The organism is Aestuariivivens sp. NBU2969 (genome assembly GCF_019931125.1).
Lineage (GTDB): Bacteria > Bacteroidota > Bacteroidia > Flavobacteriales > Flavobacteriaceae > Aestuariivivens > Aestuariivivens marinum.
In genome coordinates, this window is the sequence record NZ_JAIOUU010000001.1 from 255,716 (window position 1) to 272,574 (window position 16,859).

Annotated in this window: 12 protein-coding genes; 3 read left to right on the top strand and 9 right to left on the bottom strand. The window is 33.7% G+C overall.

The window, feature by feature from the left end; translation table 11 throughout:
- Positions 1–50: 50 nt before the first annotated feature.
- From K7G79_RS01070 to hutI, 4 genes are all read right to left on the bottom strand, one after another.
- Positions 51–2,465 (bottom strand): thiamine pyrophosphate-dependent enzyme, encoded by a 2,415-nt coding sequence (locus tag K7G79_RS01070; RefSeq protein ID WP_223548323.1) that lies wholly within the window; start codon positions 2,463–2,465, stop codon positions 51–53.
- A 173-nt stretch (positions 2,466–2,638) separates the two neighbouring features.
- Positions 2,639–5,473: a metalloprotease gene (locus K7G79_RS01075; RefSeq protein ID WP_223548324.1), complete on the bottom strand. Its 2,835-nt coding sequence runs from the start codon at positions 5,471–5,473 to the stop codon at positions 2,639–2,641.
- A gap of 107 nt (positions 5,474–5,580) precedes the next feature.
- Positions 5,581–6,270: a TIGR00730 family Rossman fold protein gene (locus tag K7G79_RS01080; RefSeq protein ID WP_223548326.1), complete on the bottom strand. Its 690-nt coding sequence runs from the start codon at positions 6,268–6,270 to the stop codon at positions 5,581–5,583.
- Between the two features lie 99 nt (positions 6,271–6,369).
- Positions 6,370–7,605: an imidazolonepropionase gene (gene hutI / locus K7G79_RS01085; protein ID WP_223548328.1), complete on the bottom strand. Its 1,236-nt coding sequence runs from the start codon at positions 7,603–7,605 to the stop codon at positions 6,370–6,372.
- Positions 7,606–7,764: 159 nt separating this feature from the next.
- Between hutI and K7G79_RS01090 the strand changes: the two genes are divergently transcribed.
- Positions 7,765–8,343: a Crp/Fnr family transcriptional regulator gene (locus tag K7G79_RS01090; RefSeq protein WP_223548329.1), complete on the top strand. Its 579-nt coding sequence runs from the start codon at positions 7,765–7,767 to the stop codon at positions 8,341–8,343.
- 142 nt (positions 8,344–8,485) lie between these two features.
- Here K7G79_RS01090 and fumC read toward each other — a convergent pair whose 3' ends face one another.
- Positions 8,486–9,883: a class II fumarate hydratase gene (fumC, locus tag K7G79_RS01095; protein ID WP_223548331.1), complete on the bottom strand. Its 1,398-nt coding sequence runs from the start codon at positions 9,881–9,883 to the stop codon at positions 8,486–8,488.
- Between the two features lie 175 nt (positions 9,884–10,058).
- On the opposite strand from fumC, the gene K7G79_RS01100 reads away from it, so the two are divergent.
- Positions 10,059–10,700 carry a peroxiredoxin gene (locus K7G79_RS01100; protein ID WP_223548333.1) on the top strand — a complete coding sequence of 214 codons (642 nt, stop codon included), beginning with the start codon at positions 10,059–10,061 and terminating at the stop codon, positions 10,698–10,700.
- A gap of 345 nt (positions 10,701–11,045) precedes the next feature.
- Here the strand turns inward: K7G79_RS01100 and K7G79_RS01105 are convergent, their stop codons facing one another.
- The 4 genes from K7G79_RS01105 to prfB form a co-directional block, all read right to left on the bottom strand.
- Positions 11,046–13,463, bottom strand: a complete 2,418-nt coding sequence (locus K7G79_RS01105) for a TonB-dependent receptor domain-containing protein (RefSeq protein ID WP_223548335.1) — start codon at positions 13,461–13,463, stop codon at positions 11,046–11,048.
- 112 nt (positions 13,464–13,575) lie between these two features.
- Complete coding sequence (gene arsC, locus K7G79_RS01110; RefSeq protein ID WP_223548337.1) at positions 13,576–13,917, bottom strand: arsenate reductase (glutaredoxin); 342 nt, start codon at positions 13,915–13,917, stop codon at positions 13,576–13,578.
- Positions 13,914–14,534 carry an HAD family phosphatase gene (locus K7G79_RS01115; protein WP_223548339.1) on the bottom strand — a complete coding sequence of 207 codons (621 nt, stop codon included), beginning with the start codon at positions 14,532–14,534 and terminating at the stop codon, positions 13,914–13,916. The genes arsC and K7G79_RS01115 overlap by 4 nt, the downstream gene beginning before the upstream one ends.
- Positions 14,535–15,645 (bottom strand): peptide chain release factor 2 gene (gene prfB, locus K7G79_RS01120; RefSeq protein ID WP_223548341.1). Its coding sequence is split into 2 segments (ribosomal slippage): positions 14,535–15,581 and positions 15,583–15,645, totalling 1,110 coding nucleotides; the frame shifts between segments, so codons are not numbered across the junction. It abuts the gene before it with no gap.
- A gap of 179 nt (positions 15,646–15,824) precedes the next feature.
- On the opposite strand from prfB, the gene K7G79_RS01125 reads away from it, so the two are divergent.
- On the top strand, positions 15,825–16,850 hold the full coding sequence (locus K7G79_RS01125; protein WP_223548343.1) for a low specificity L-threonine aldolase: 1,026 nt from the start codon (positions 15,825–15,827) through the stop codon (positions 16,848–16,850).
- The last annotated feature ends 9 nt before the right edge of the window (positions 16,851–16,859 follow it).

Below are 16,859 nucleotides of genomic sequence, written 5' to 3' on the forward strand. Positions count from 1 at the left end.
AAAAAAACCATCACTGTTGTGATGGTATATCTTATTTATATTACAATTGTCTATCGCAGCTTTGGAAAATGGGTCGGATTGCATTCGTGCATCACGTCGTAAACCGCTTCAAAAATATCTTCAGCTGAAGGTTTAGAGAAATAATCGCCATCGTTTCCATAGGCTGGTCTATGCGCTTTTGCAGTTAGCGTTTTAGGTTCGCTATCTAAAAACTGAAATCCGTTTTGAATATTCAATACTTCATTCAAAATATAAGCCGAAGCACCACCAGGAACATCTTCGTCTATAATCATGAGTCGGTTTGTCTTTTCAAGACTTTTTACAATATCATGGTTTAAATCGAAGGGCAATAAAGATTGAACATCTATGACCTCTGCATCTATACCAACACTTAGTAAGTCTTTGGCGGTTTCCATAACAATGCGAAGTGTTGAACCATAAGAAACCAAGGTGATGTCCTTGCCTTCTTTAACCGTTTCAACGATGCCAATCGGTGTTCTTATTTCGGCTAAGTTACTTGGCATGCGTTCTTTTAATCGATAACCGTTTAAACATTCAATTATTAGAGCAGGGTCGTCACCTTCAAGAAGGGTGTTATAGAAACCTGCCGCTTTGGTCATGTTTCTTGGAACCAGAACAAATACCCCACGAATTAAATTTAAAATGCCTCCCATAGGCGATCCCGAGTGCCAGATACCTTCCAATCTATGACCTCTAGTACGCACGATTAACGGGGCTTTTTGCATTCCTTTTGTACGGTATTGCAAGGTTGCCAAATCATCACTTATAATTTGAAGGGCGTATAATACATAGTCCAAATATTGTATTTCTGCGATGGGGCGTAAGCCTCTTAGTGCCATGCCTATTCCTTGACCTACAATGGTAGCTTCACGAATCCCAGCATCGGCTATGCGCAGTTCACCATGTTTAGCTTGCAATCCTTCCAAACCTTGGTTAACATCCCCAATATTACCCGTATCTTCACCAAAGATTAAAGCTTCAGGATGGTTTTCAAAAATAGCATCAAAATTATCTCTAATAATAATTCTACCGTCTACATTTTTTACCTCATCAGCAGTGTAAACGGGTTTAACTTCCTTAACTAATACAGCAGAAGTCTTGGCTTCAGAGTATAAGTGTGAGCTAAACTTTGGTTGGGTTTCGTCTAAAACACCATCAATCCAATTAGCCAGATTGTTTTTCTCTTTTGAGGTTTCACCAAGTGTATAGCGGAGTGCCTTTCTGGCAATAGACATGACGTCCTTTCTAGAAGGTTCATGGATTTTGGACAACTCTTCCATTAATTTTGAAATGAACACACCGTTGGCACTAACTTCAACTAAACTTTTTAGTAGGAAAATAAGATCTTTTTGGTCTTTGCGTATAGGTTCTAAAAAAACTTCCCAAGTCGTTTTTTTAATTTCCCTTACATCTTTTTTTATACTTCTTTCCAATTCCAGAAGGGCTTCGTTTGTAGCAATACCACTTTCAATAATCCACTCACGCATTTTACTGTTACAATCATATGCAACTTCCCATTCCAATCGCTCTTTGGTTTTGTATCGCTCATGGGAACCAGAAGTAGAATGTCCTTGAGGTTGTGTTAATTCCTGTACATGAACAATAACAGGTACGTGTTCTTCTCGTGCTATATTGGCCGCTTCTTGATAGGTCTCAATAAGGTTGGGGTAGTCCCATCCCTTTACACGTAAAATCTCGTAACCTTTGTTGTTCTTATCACGTTGAAACCCTTTAAGTATTTCCGAAATATTCTCTTTAGTAGTTTGATATTTTGCAGGAACCGAAATACCAAATTCATCATCCCAAATACTAATAACCATTGGAACTTGTAATACACCTGCAGCATTGATGGTTTCAAAAAATAAACCTTCACTAGTACTAGCATTACCTATAGTACCCCAAGCGACCTCCCTGCCGTTATTTGAAAATTTGCAGGTATCAATATCCGTAAGGGCTTTATAGATTTTTGAAGCTTGTGCCAAACCCAATAACCTAGGCATTTGTCCAGCAGTAGGGGATATATCGGCACTAGAATTGTATTGTTTGGTTAGGTCTTTCCATTGTCCATTTTCATCCAGACTATGGGTTACAAAGTGGCCCCCCATTTGCCGACCTGCAGACATGGGTTCAAGGTTTAGGTCTGTATTGGCATATAATCCGGCAAAGAAATGCTCTACCGTAAATTCACCAATAGCCATCATAAAAGTTTGATCTCTGTAATACCCCGAACGCCAATCCCCTTTCTCGAAGGCCTTGGCCATTGCTAATTGAGGCACTTCCTTTCCATCACCAAAAATTCCAAACTTTGCCTTACCAGTTAAAACCTCTCGACGACCTAATAAACTACATTCTCTACTTCTAAGAGCAATGGCATAATCACTTAAAACTTCAGCTTTAAAATCATCAAAAGTAATGTTGCTTTTTAAATCAGGAATGATGTCCATAGATATTGGTTCTAGTGCGTTGCAAATGTAGTTAAAGTTTGTTGTTTTTGCAATTATTGGACATGTTAAATAATTATCAATATAATAAAAAAATTAAATATTTTTACTTATTATTTTTAAAATTATTAAAAAAATATCATTAATAAAGATAATAATTCAATTTTTGAAAGATTCTAATACCACCGTCTTCTAAACAAACCTAATAAGACCTGCGGATCCACAGTAAACTTAAACCTTATTCTTTGATCATAGTTAGGTTGTCCAATTTCCCAACCCAAATTGGAGTATATTGGAAAATAAACTTCAAAATAATCGGTTACAAGATTGACTCTAATACCCGAATCGTAAACAAATTTTGGGGTATTTCCCTTATTTTTTACTAACCCAATGTCGCCATAAGCCAAAATATAATTCCACAATGTAGTACTGGAATTTAATGTTGTAATCCATTGGTTAGCAAAAGGAGTGTCCAATTTCGATTTAAACCTTCCTTCTGCATCAATGTACTGTTGACTAAAAATCCCTGAACTTTCAGACCTACCCAAGTATGCATAATCAAACAAATAATCTGTTGGCCTGTCAAGTGCAAAACTAAAATAGTCTGATGAGGGGTCGTTATTGTTAGTTATAAAAGTTCCTGCAAAAAAATTCAAATTTAATTGCCTATTGCTCTCAAACAGCTTCCTGTATTCATAATTAAAAGATAGCTTGCTAAAGTGCTTTGCAGCCTGAAAATCGACAAACCATTTGTTGAAATGAACTAAATTATCGTTTGAATGGATGTATTTTGTATTAAAGATACTGTAATTTGGCTCTGATGAACTTAATGTGTTATTTGGATCATTGTCCCTGTTTATATCTACATACCTAAAGATTAGAGCTTGTCTTTTATTTGACCTAAAATCGTTTTTTTGCCTAAACATTAGTGTAACCGAGGGAATAAATTGTCTAACAAATAAGTCTTCAGCATAAGAAGTGTAACCACTTCTAACACCGTAGTTTAATAAATATAAATTATTATTCTCAAAATAATGTTCCATAGATATGGCGGCAGCTCCAGTAAGAGATTTTGATCTAAATGAATATTTAGGCGCGATCTTATAATTAAAACGCTTTCTTAATAATGCAGTATTGTAGAATCGCATACCTAATGTAATTCCGTCGTATATATTATTAAACTCGGCAAGTGGTAGTAGAAATACTTGGTTGTAATGTGGGTCTTCAACATCCTTAATTAATCTAAACTGAAGCGGTTTATTGTTGAAGAAAAACCCCTTCAATGATTTCCAATTATCTCTTAAATTAATTTCAGGGATAGTTTTTTCATAGTTTAAGACCAATTTGTTGACGTTTTGTTTGGGTATTGAAATGGTTTTACTTTCACTAATGTTTTCAACCCATATTTTAGAAATAATACTGTCGTTATTAAGCGAGTAAAGTGATACAGGCATACTGTTATGACGTTTGTTCTTAATAGTAAGAGTTATCGAATCATCACTATTTTTGACATTCTTAATTCTAAAATCTATTTTTTTTCGTGTATTTAAATAGTCTGTAAAAAACCAATCGATATCTTTTGTAGTTCTAGATCTTATGTGCGTTTCAAAGGCCTTTGTTGTTGTTGGTTTTAGTTTCGTTTCATTTAAAAAAGCGGTTAAGCCTTCTTCTACTATATTGGAATTTATGAAATCATCTAAATACTTTAAGCCAACCCCTGCTTTATATTTATTAGCAATATTTTTATTGAATTTTAATAATGAATCTTTTGCCATTGTTAACGGCTGATCTCTATTGGTTCTAGCCATAAGCATATATGCAAACATATATTTTTCATTAAATTTCATATTAGCTGCATGAAACGATCGGATACCCCAAAAACCTGAAATTGAGCCCAAAAACTTCATGTTGGGATAATGGTCATCAACATATTTCATTAAATAATAAATCTGTATAGCGTCCAATAGCCATTGATCTTTTCTAGGATTTACAAGTAATGTGTTTTCTAAATAATTATGTAAAGCTATTTTTAATAGGTTTAATTCATATTGAAAATGATTGGGATAGGGTTTTATGAATTTTGGTAAAAAGTTTAGGCCGTAAATAGGATCTTTTATAAAGTCGATTTGTGAAACAATTAGTTTCTCGTGTGGATAATCCCCTAAATTTTTGATGATAAACTCGGTAACTTTATCTGTTATAATTGCTTTATCTATAGATTCAAGACCTTCATCATCAATACTGGAAATTAGTGAAAACCCATTAGATTCAATTTTGTCAAAAATTTTAGTCTTATTTAAATAAAGCCTTGTGTTTATTCTATCACTTCCGCTTAGCTTGACTATACGGTTCTTCTCAGTGTCTTCCAGTATATTGTCAATATTTAGTTCTGATGTTAAATAATATGCTTTTGGGAATTCTATCTCTAAACTGAGATTAGATTTTGGAATGTATAAATCATCCAGGTTCTTATTGCTAAAATAGTGCCATTTTCCATCGTAAATTGCAGGTGTGATATACCAATACTTTAGGTTTATGTCGCCTTCTGGTGTTATACCGTAATTAGTAAATTTATCATTTGGAATTCTTACTAGATATTGCAGGGTTATAGTATAGGATGTCTGTGGATATAAAGGTTTTTTAAGATCTACTTTAACGACATCTATTTGTCCTTTTAACTGTTGATAGGTTATGTTTTGATTGTTTTGTTTTATAGAAGTTATTACAGAATAACCTCGATCTTCATTTTTTGCCAAATGAAAATCATTTATATATTCATCTGCTATTCTTGTCGCTAGGGCTGTTTTTTTTGTGGCATAACTATTGTTCCAATCATTTAAAAAAATGGTCTTTAGAGTGTCTTTTGAAGTGTTGGTATAGGTAATTTGTTGCTTTATGGATATTTGTCTGTTTTCAACATCAAATTTAGCCTTTATATCAATTTTGTTTTGACAAAGCGCTAAAAAGGGAAGCAAAAACAATAATAGTATTCTAGGAAAATCTTGTTTCAATTTTTTTTAAAATTTGGGCTGTAAACGATTTGTTTCAAGGCATTGCAATATAGCGAAATATATCTTCTAGTGTTATTAATTCAATAAAACTATAGAGAATTGAAACCTTAGAAGTTTGGACTCAAGCGATACTCTTTGTAGAATGAATCCAATATTTCAATAACTTCATTTTCATTGTCCACAAGGTGTATTAAATCCAAATCTGTAACACTTATATTTGAAAATTTTAAAAGTAATGTTTCTTTGATCCATTGTATTAGACCTTCCCAAAATTCAGAGCCAACCAATATTATTGGAAACTTTTCAATTTTTTTAGTTTGAATAAGCGTCATAGCTTCAAACAATTCGTCTAATGTGCCAAAACCACCAGGCATAACCACAAACCCTTGCGAGTATTTAACAAACATTACTTTTCTAACAAAAAAATAATCGAAATCCAGACTTTTGTCATGATCTATATAAGCGTTATTATGCTGTTCAAAAGGTAATTCAATGTTTAATCCAACTGATGTACCTTCTCCTAAATGAGCTCCTTTGTTTCCAGCTTCCATAATACCGGGACCACCTCCGGTAATGATTCCATAGCCAGACTCTACAATTTTTCTAGCCACTTTCTCAGCTAATTTGTAGTATTTATGTTCAGGTTTTGTGCGAGCAGAACCAAAAATAGAAATGCAAGGACCTATTTGACTCATTTTTTCAAAACCATTTACAAATTCTCCCATAATTTTAAAAATAGCCCAAGAATCATTTGTTTTGATTTCGTTCCAGCCTTTTCGACGTTGTTCTTTTCTCATATTTTACTAGTAAGTTTTATTTTAAGTGTAAAATGATATTAATAAGCGATATTATTTAATTTGGGTATTATTTATTTAAAGTGGTTACACAATTTGGTTTTACATAACTATTCCGTTAATAATAACTTTATCAATATGGTTTTCACCAAATGCATAAGGTAAATAGTTATAGCTAGGTACTTCTTTGGTGATTATTATGTTGGCTTTTTTTCCAATGCTAATACTACCATAATCTGTTGAACATCCCATAGCATAGGCTCCATTAATTGTGGCAGCATTAATAGCTTCCTCTGGGGTCATTTTCATTTTAATACAAGCAGTGCTAACTACAAAATTCATATTACCGCTTGGAGTAGATCCTGGATTGTAATCGGTTGCTAAAGCCAAAGGTAAACCAGCATCAATTATTTTTCTTGCAGGAGTGTATGGAATGCTTAAGAAATAAGAGCAGGAAGGTAATGCTACAGGCATGGTTTTTGAACCTTTCAAGGCTTCAATATCTTCATCATTCAATTCTTCAAGATGGTCAACACTAAGTGCCCCGTATTTAACAGCAAGTGCTACACCACCAAAAGCGTTAAATTGGTTAACATGTATTTTAGGAATGAGTTCGTAATTTTTTCCCGCGACCATTATTTGTTCTGTATCTTCCAAAGAAAAATAGCCCTTTTCACAAAAAGCATCAATATAATCTGCTAAGCCTTCTTCCTTAACCACAGGAAGCATATCACTTACAATATGTTGTAGATAACCTTTTTTATCATTCTTGAATTTTTTTGGAAGGGCGTGAGCTCCTAAAAAAGTAGCTTTTATTTTTATGGGAACACTATCCTTTATTTTTCTAATAACCCTAAGCATTTTTAATTCGGATTCCAAAGAAAGTCCATAGCCAGATTTAATTTCCAAGGCTCCCGTTCCCATTTTAATAACCTGATTTACCCTTTTTATGGATTGCTCGAACAAATCATTTTCGCTAGTGTTTCCTAATATTTTGGCAGAATTTAGGATACCACCACCACGATTTGCAATTTCTTCATAACTTAATCCATTAATCCTGTCTACAAATTCCTGTTCACGATTACCAGCATAAACGATATGGCTATGTGAATCGCACCATGTTGGCAGAACAAGTTTACCAGTTGCATCAATTGTTTTGTCTGTTTCTATGTTATGGCATTCAGACATAGGACCATATTTTACAATACGATCGTTTACAATTAATATATAGGCATTTTTTATTGTAGGAAGTATACCCATATCTTTTCCACATAAAATTTCTATGGATTTATCCCTAACTTGTAGAAGTTCTTTTATATTAGCAATAAGTAATTTCATTAATTGATATTTAGAGTAGTTATTTTATAGTGTTATATGTTTTAATTTTAAAACTATCAATAATAGTTCAAATTTAGGAACAATATAATAATTTCACTAACTTTAACTAATGTATAGATAAATATCTAAAAGGTTGTTTTAATACTTTCAACAGGACTCATGAGTAACAAAAACTTTGACTTTTTAAATTCCATTACTGATATTTCTGAAGATATTTTTGAAGAACTAAAAAGTATTTCTGAGTTTAGGGAGGTTTCTGGAGGCACACAGCTAGTAAAACTTAGTGAAGTTCCTACTAAAATATACATGTTAGTTTCTGGTTTAATTCGATGTTATTTAATAACTGAAGAAGGTAAAGAGTATAATAAGAGTTTTTATTTACCAATATGTTTTGTCGCTTCATTAACAGCCCTAATCAAAAAAAAACCTTCCTTATTTGTTTTTGAAACCCTTGGAGATTGCAAAATATATGAAATAGAATATGCTAAACTAATGACATTATGTAAAAACAACATTCAACTCACTGCACTTTATGCAAAAGTTTTGGAAGTTGTTTATACAAAATATGAAAAACGTTTGGTTGAACTTATTTCATTGGATGCCAAAGGCCGCTATTTGGCGTTGCGTAAACAAATACCCAATTTAGATACTATTATTCCTCAGTACCATATCGCTTCTTTCCTTGGGATTACACCAGTACAGTTGAGCAGAATTAGAAAAAAAATTGACACGGATTAACATTTGTTAACAAGAATGTGTTTTTTAAACTATAAATTTAACCCGATTTCTTTTTATGATTAAAAGGATTGATAGCTAACCAACCAAAAAAAACAGGCAATATCGACTTGAGTAATGCCTGTTTTTTATTTTTCACACAAAATTATTTTAAACTACCAACCATGTCTTCGGGTTTAACCCAAGCATCATATTCTTCCTCTGTGACGTAACCTAAATTAATGGCTTCCTCTTTAAGTGTAGTACCATTTTTATGGGCTGTATTGGCAATTTCAGCAGCTTTATAGTATCCAATCTTGGTATTTAATGCAGTTACCAACATTAAGGAATTATTAACTAGCTTTTTAATCATATCATAATTTGGCTCTATACCTATCGCACAATTAACATCAAAACTAACACATGCGTCTCCTAATAACTGTGCAGATTGTAAAACATTTGCGGCCATTACAGGTTTAAAGACATTGAGTTCGTAATGACCTTGTAACCCCCCTACAGACACAGCAACATCGTTACCCATAATCTGGGCGCAAACCATAGTTAAGGCTTCACATTGGGTGGGATTGACTTTTCCAGGCATAATGGAACTTCCTGGTTCATTAGCAGGAATAATAATTTCCCCAATGCCAGAACGTGGTCCAGAAGCCATTAAGCGAATGTCGTTGGCTATTTTATTTAAGGAAACTGCTAATTGCTTTAATGCACCATGTGTTTCAACCAAAGCATCATGGGCAGCTAAAGCTTCAAATTTATTAGGGGCTGTTACAAAAGGTAGTGCTGTAAATTTTGCAATATATTCAGCAACTCGCTTGCTGTAACCCTTAGGGGTATTTAAACCTGTGCCAACAGCTGTGCCACCTAAAGCTAACTCACTTAAATGAGGCAAGGTATTATGTAAAGCTTTTAAGCCATGATCTAATTGGGCTACATATCCAGAAAGTTCTTGTCCTAAAGTTAAAGGGGTAGCATCCATTAAATGAGTGCGTCCAATCTTAACTACATTATTAAAGGATTCTGATTTTTTCATTAAGGTGTCTCGCAATTGTTTTACACCCGGAATGGTAGTTTCAACTATTTTTTTATAGGCTGCAATATGCATTCCTGTAGGGAACGTGTCGTTTGATGACTGTGACTTATTAACATCGTCGTTGGGCTGTATTACTTTTTCACCTTCACCAATTACTTTACCTGCTAGTTGTTGGGCCCTATTGGCTATTACTTCATTTACATTCATATTACTTTGGGTGCCAGAACCAGTCTGCCATATGACCAATGGAAATTGGTCATCGTGTTTGCCAGCTAATATTTCATCACAGACTTTAGCAATTAAATCGCGTTTTTCAATTGGTAAAACACCTAACTCACAATTAGTAAATGCCGCTGCCTTTTTAAGATAGGCAAAGCCATAAATTATTTCTAACGGCATTGAAGCTGAAGCTCCAATTTTAAAGTTATTCCTAGAGCGTTCTGTTTGAGCTCCCCAAAGTTTATCTGCAGGCACTTTTACCTCACCCATTGTGTCTTTTTCTATTCTATAATTCATTGTTAAAATGATTAAGTTTTGAATTGCAAAGTTAATTGTTTTAATGCGTTTTGTTTTATGATATCTGTTAGTTTTTTTAGTTGAGTTTTAACACATATATAACAACAATATTTTTGTCAATCTTTTAAAATATACTAATTTAGTAGGAATAAAAATTAGCATAAATATTTACGTTATGGCAACAATTAGATTAGGGGATGTAGCACCGAATTTTGATGCAAAATCTACAGAAGGGAATATTAATTTCCATGATTGGCTTGGTAACAGCTGGGGTGTTTTATTTTCGCATCCAGCAGATTATACACCTGTTTGCACCACAGAACTAGGTACTGTAGCAAAGTACAAAACAGAGTTCGATAAAAGAAATGTTAAGGTTGTGGCCTTAAGTGTTGATGGCATAGAATCTCATAACGGTTGGATAAATGATATTAATGAGACACAGGGAACAACTGTAAATTTTCCAATCATAGCGGATGAGGATAGAAAGGTGTCTGTGTTGTATGATATGATCCATCCAAATGCAGATAGTCAATTAACTGTACGTTCGGTGTTTGTTATAGCTCCTGACAAAACCGTTAAGTTAATTATTACTTATCCAGCATCAACTGGAAGGAATTTTGATGAATTATTGAGAGTCATTGACTCATTGCAATTAACTGCATACCATAAGGTTGCGACACCAGCCAATTGGAATAATGGTGATGATTGTGTTGTTGTGCCTGCCGTGGCTACAGAAGACATACCCGATTTATTTCCAAAAGGCTTTAAAGAAGTTAAACCTTATTTGCGATTAACACCACAGCCTAATTTAAACTAGTGAAAAACTCTGTTAATAAATTTTAGTTTGATATTGTAAAACACATTGCTTTGCGTTATCTTTGCGGCATATTAAAAAGATATTAACAGTTATGTTCGAATTTGATCAATATTTAGGCTTTTTAGCATTTTTAACCATATTAACTATTGGTTTTTGGTTGATGATATTTTTATTAACCTTTGTAATTCCTTACTGGATTGGAGGTTCATTAATTGAAAGATTAAAGGAAATAAGGGAGGAAAAGAAAGCAAAGAGATTAAATTCTTAAACGTATTTTAATTATATAAAAAGGGGACTAAAAAATTTAGCCCCCTTTTTTTATGATTTTTACTAAACGATTTTATGTTACATTTCCATGTCTACACCACCAAAACCATCTCCAGATCTTTCCGGTTTCTTTTTTTGATTGAACCTATAAGTAAACGATACTTTTAAAATTCTACCACCTCTAAACTGCAAATCTCTTTTACTTGAAAAAGTTTCGGTATTTATATCTCCTTTATATCTTCTACTGTTTAATATGTCGCTTATATTAACAACAACAGATGCTTTTTCCTTAAATAAATCCTTACTAAAAGCCAAATCTGCCGAAAAAATAGCGTCTCTTTTGTTTTGGCTATCCTGGCTTGGACCTCTATAATTAAGGTTTGTTTGCCAATCGATGTTCCCTGGCAAAGTATATTTATTGGTTAACCTTGTTCTCCAAGTTAAGTTTTCATTATCAAAATTCACACCATTAAATTCGCCTTTCAAAATGTTATTATAAAGGTTGAAATCTGTATTAATGCGCCATTTTCGGTTAGGGGTATAGCTTACATTAAATTCAAAGCCATATCTTTTTTCTGTTGCAAAATTTACTGGAGATCTTGCAATCACAGGTAAATCTTGTCCGTTAACATTTACAATTTCTCCAGTTTCATAGCTTATCCAATTGCTTTCATTTTTTTCACGCTGTAAATATATAGAGGAACTAAGAGTTAATTTGTCAAGTCGATTTAAATAACCTAAATCGTATAGAGATGAATAACTAGGATCCAAATCTGGATTACCTTGAAATATATTAGTTAAACTAGTCCTGGATGGGAATGGATTTAAATGATAAGAACGTGGTCTTTCAATACGCCTACTGTAGCCAAGTGTTAAACTTTCTTTTTCACTAAATTCGTAGCTTAAATTTATTGTAGGAAATAATCCAGTGATATTTTTCTTCTTAAAATCACCTGTCGTAGGTTGGTCTATCGTTGTTTGAGTGTTCTCCATTCTCAACCCCAATAAATAGGAGAATTTATCAATTTTGCTTCCATATTGTGCATATAATGCATTAATATAAAGTTTAAAGTTGAACAAATTGGATAGGTTGTTATCTATTTCGAATTGTCCTTGGTTATTGAGTATTTCCACTTCATAGTCCGTCGATTTTGTACTGAAATCCCCTCTGTATCCCAATTCGAATTGACTGTTCTCACCAATGGGTAATACATAATCGGTTTGTAATAAAATAGATGATTGATCTTCTATGGTGGAAAGATTATCTGTGTTAAGACCATCAGTCAAAATCAATGATAACTTATCGTTGTTGTTTTCTTCATATTGAAAATCAAGTGTAAATTTATGTCCTTCCTCTTCAAAGTTTTTTGTAAAATTTGTTGCATATTGTATGGTTTTCGAACCACTAAATTCGGGATCTAAACGAATAGTTTCACCTATTAAATCCCTGTTTTCATCAAACTGTGTTAATACATTTGTTGAATTTTGCTCATTATCACTATCACGATAAACCACAGAAGTTGTTAAAGAAGCAGAATCATTGATATACCATTCTATGCCAAAATTTGTAGTCAAACCTTTTCTTGTGTTTTCCCAATCCCTTATTTCATCTGCATAATTTCCTGTGTTATTATATCTGGTATAATTATAGGAATGGCCTATGGATGTATTGTAATTATATGCTGAAGTATTGAAAAAGTTTAGATCTTTTGTCCTAAAGTTGGTATTTCCTGAAATACCACCAGAAGTTGGATGGCCACCATTAGCGGTTATTGCTCCATTAAACCCCTGTAGTTTGCTCCTTCGTAAAATGATATTTAATATTCCAGCAGTTCCTTGTGCTTCATATCTCGCAGAGGGAGAAGTAATCACCTCTACTTTTTCAATAGCTTCAGCGGGAAGTTGTCTTAGAGCGTCTGTAGAGTTTAGGCCAACTAACCCTGAAGGTTTACCGTTAATTAATATACGGACATTATTATTGCCTCTTAGAGCTACGTTACCCTCAATATCAACTGAGACCGATGGTACATTATCCAGTACATCACTTACAGTTCCTCCACTTACGGTAAGGTCTTTACCAACATTATAGATTTTTTTGTCTAATCGTATTTCTACAGTCGTTTTTTCGGCAATAACCTCCACGGCATCCAAAGCTGCTATATCCAATTCTAAAGAAATGGTTCCTAAATTTATGTCGGATTGAATGTTCTGGTTTTTTAATTCGTGGGATTTATATGAAATGTATTCGATTTTAATATCATAAATACCGTCTGAAATTTTTATTTGAAAATCACCATTAATATCCGTAATTGTGCCATCAATAATCTTTTTTTCTTTATGGCTATAAAAAGAAACTGTAGCATATTCAAGTGGTTGCTTGGTTTCATCTTCGATAACTTTACCGGATACTTCTACTTTTTTTATATTATATGTAGTTTCTACTGGGTTTTTATGTTGGGCATATAATACTACCGAAAAGGCTAATAGTACTATCATGGCCAAGGACAATCTATACATATATAGTTTTTAACAAATTTGACCACAAAAATAGACTATGGTTTAAGGGGTATTGGTTAATAATTTGTTAAAAGAAATACTATTTTTAAAATTAAATAATGGAAAATATACGTTCAGGTGGCCTGCCAATCACTGCTTTGTTGCCATTAATAACAATGGGACGTTCAATGAGTTTAGGGTTTGCCACCATGGCATTAATAATCTCAATATCGGATAAATCTTTTCCTTTAAAATTTTCTTTCCAAATCGTTTCGTTTTTCCTAACTAATTCTATTGGTTTAATACCTAGAGCTTTAACAATTATGTTTAATTGTTTAGTCGAAAGTTTTTCGTCAAGGTATTTTATAATTTGAAAAGGTTTATCTGAGTTTTCTACTATTTCCAAACCCTGTCTGGATTTTGTGCATCGCGGATTGTGATAAATGGTTATCATGGCAACTGAATATTATATTGCGTTAATATTTGTTTTAATTGCTCGGGGCTTTTAAAGTGAATGCTATTGATGCCCAATGCTTTTGCCGCTTCAATGTTCCTTAAATTATCATCTATGAACACTGAATTTTCAGGGGTTAGGTTAAAGCGGTTTAAAGTTATATCATAAATAGCCTTAAAAGGTTTTCTAGTGTTTTCCTTCCCCGAAACGATAATTCCTTCAAACCAATGGAGAAAATCAAATTTTTCAAGGGCAATTGGGAAAGTTTCTGAACTCCAATTGGTTAAGGCAATTACTTTATATTTCCCTGAATCCAATAATTGTTTTAAAATTTCAACTGTTCCCTCAATGGCATCACCCAGCATATCTACCCATTTGCCATAGAACATTCGTATTTCATTTTCGTATTCAGGAAACAAAGCCACCCTTTCTTCAGTGGCTTTTGCAATAGGATAGCCAGCATCTTGATTTTCATTCCAATCACTGGTACAAACATGATCGAAAAACCACTTCATTTTATCCCTATCGTGATTAAAAACATCAAGAAATACATACTCAGGATTCCAATCGATCAAAACCCCACCAAGGTCAAATATAATAGCGTTTATTTTTGTCATCTATAGTGAGCCATTATCCTCTTGTTTTTGTCCCATCATCATTAAATACGCCTTTAAAAATGGGTTGATGTCGCCATTCATAACCGCATCTACATTCCCCGTTTCATAACTTGTTCTAACATCTTTTACTAATTTATAAGGATGCATCACATAGTTGCGTATTTGGCTTCCCCATTCAATTTTCATTTTACTTGCTTCAATATCGTCACGTTGTTCCATTTGTTTCTGTAACTCAATTTCATACAATTGTGATTTTAACATTTGCAATGCACGTGCTCGGTTATCATGCTGTGAACGAGTTTCTGAACAAGATATTTGAATTCCAGTAGGTTTATGTGTTAACTGCACTTTGGTTTCAACCTTGTTAACGTTTTGACCACCAGCGCCACTGGAGCGTGCTGTGGTAATTTCAATATCAGCTGGATTGATTTCTATTTCAATGGTATCATCAACCAGGGGATACACATAAACTGATGCAAAGCTGGTATGGCGTTTGGCATTGCTGTCAAAAGGGGAGATGCGCACTAACCTATGAACACCATTCTCTCCTTTTAACCAACCAAAAGCAAAGTCGCCTTCAATTTCAAGCGTGACGGTTTTTATACCAGCTACATCGCCTTCTTGAAAGTTAAGTTCTTTAACCTTAAACCCACTTTTTTCGGCATACATTAAGTACATGCGCATGAGCATACTGGCCCAATCACAGCTTTCGGTACCGCCAGCACCAGCAGTGATTTGAAGTACAGCACTAAGACCATCTCCTTCATCAGAGAGCATGTTTTTAAATTCTATATCTTCAATTAAGGTTTCAGCTTTTTTATGCTGGTTTTCTACTTCTTCAAGGGTAGATTCGCCTTCTTTGAAAAACTGGAAAAGCACATCTAAATCTTCAATAAGGGCTTTAACAGTATTGTAATCTTCTACCCATTTTTTTTTGACCCGAAGAGATTTCATTACGGCTTCGGCAACCTTTGGGTCGTTCCAGAATTTGGGGTCGAAAGTTTGTTCTTCTTCGTTTTGTATTTCTATAAGCTTGGTATCTATGTCAAAGATAGTGCCTTAGTTTATCAAGGCGGGTATTAAGATCTTTAATTTGATCGGAAGTAATCATACTAAGTTATTAGTTATAGGGTTATAAAGTTATTGAAGTTAATTAATTCATTACGCATAATTCTTATAAAAAAGATCAATAACCTCTTTAATATATTGTAGCACAAAAATAGAATTTCTTCATTCAGCAGAAAATAATATGAACATAATTTTATAGCTTTAACCATCAAATTTTCAACCATGATAATAGATCTTAGAAGTGATACAGTAACTAAACCTTGTCCTCAAATGTTGGATGCCATGATGCAGGCTCGGGTAGGTGATGATGTGTTTGGAGAAGACCCAATGGTAAAACAATTGGAACAGCGTATAGCAACCATGTTTGGTAAAGAAAAAGCCTTGTTTTTTCCGAGCGGCACTATGGCAAACCAAACAGCCATTAAGTTGCACACCATTCCTGGAGAACAGGTTATATGTGATAAATTTGCACATATCTACAATTATGAATCTGGTGGGGCTTCATTTAATAGTGGGGTTTCATGCAAATTGATTGATGGCAATAAAGGAATGTTTACAGCTGAACAGGTGTTGGAATCCATAAATCCTCCTGACTACTGGTATGCCAAAACGAGTTTGGTAGAGATTGAGAATACTACTAACAAAGGAGGTGGTTCTTGTTGGGACTTCAATGAAATTTTAAAAATAAGGAAAGTATGTGTTAACCATGAGCTAGGATTTCATTTGGATGGTGCTCGTATATGGAATGCTATAGTGGCCAAAAATGAAACTACCAAACAGTATGGTGAGGTTTTTGATACTATCTCTGTATGTTTGAGTAAAGGTTTGGGTTGTCCTGTTGGTTCGGTGTTGGTTGGAGACGGGGCTATTATGAAAAATGCCATTAGAATTCGTAAGATTTTTGGAGGCAATATGAGACAAGCAGGTTATTTGGCAGCAGCAGCTTTATATGCTTTGGATAACAATATTGAAAGATTGGCTGAAGATCATAAAAAAGCAAAAGAAATAGGTGAGACCTTAGCAAAACTATCAATTATCAGAACCATTGAACCTATTGAAACTAACATTGTTATTTTTGAATTGAATACCGATATAAATGAAATAGGATTTGTTAAAAAATTAGCAAATAAAAACATTCAAATCATTGGCATGGGTGGTAGAAAGTTGCGTATGGTCACTCATATGGATTATAACAATGAAATGCATGAAAGGCTAATGCAGGTGTTAAAAGAAACAAAATTTGACTAACAACTAAAA

Bases quoted from the DNA above. Each gene is read 5' to 3' on its own strand.
- K7G79_RS01070 (WP_223548323.1), bottom strand. From the start codon at position 2,465: ATGGACATCATTCCTGATTTAAAAAGCAACATTACTTTTGATGATTTT.
- K7G79_RS01080 (WP_223548326.1), bottom strand. From the start codon at position 6,270: ATGAGAAAAGAACAACGTCGAAAAGGCTGGAACGAAATCAAAACAAAT.
- hutI (WP_223548328.1), bottom strand. From the start codon at position 7,605: ATGAAATTACTTATTGCTAATATAAAAGAACTTCTACAAGTTAGGGAT.
- K7G79_RS01090 (WP_223548329.1), top strand. From the start codon at position 7,765: ATGAGTAACAAAAACTTTGACTTTTTAAATTCCATTACTGATATTTCT.
- fumC (WP_223548331.1), bottom strand. From the start codon at position 9,883: ATGAATTATAGAATAGAAAAAGACACAATGGGTGAGGTAAAAGTGCCT.
- K7G79_RS01100 (WP_223548333.1), top strand. From the start codon at position 10,059: ATGGCAACAATTAGATTAGGGGATGTAGCACCGAATTTTGATGCAAAA.
- K7G79_RS01105 (WP_223548335.1), bottom strand. From the start codon at position 13,463: ATGATAGTACTATTAGCCTTTTCGGTAGTATTATATGCCCAACATAAA.
- arsC (WP_223548337.1), bottom strand. From the start codon at position 13,917: ATGATAACCATTTATCACAATCCGCGATGCACAAAATCCAGACAGGGT.
- K7G79_RS01115 (WP_223548339.1), bottom strand. From the start codon at position 14,534: ATGACAAAAATAAACGCTATTATATTTGACCTTGGTGGGGTTTTGATC.
- K7G79_RS01125 (WP_223548343.1), top strand. From the start codon at position 15,825: ATGATAATAGATCTTAGAAGTGATACAGTAACTAAACCTTGTCCTCAA.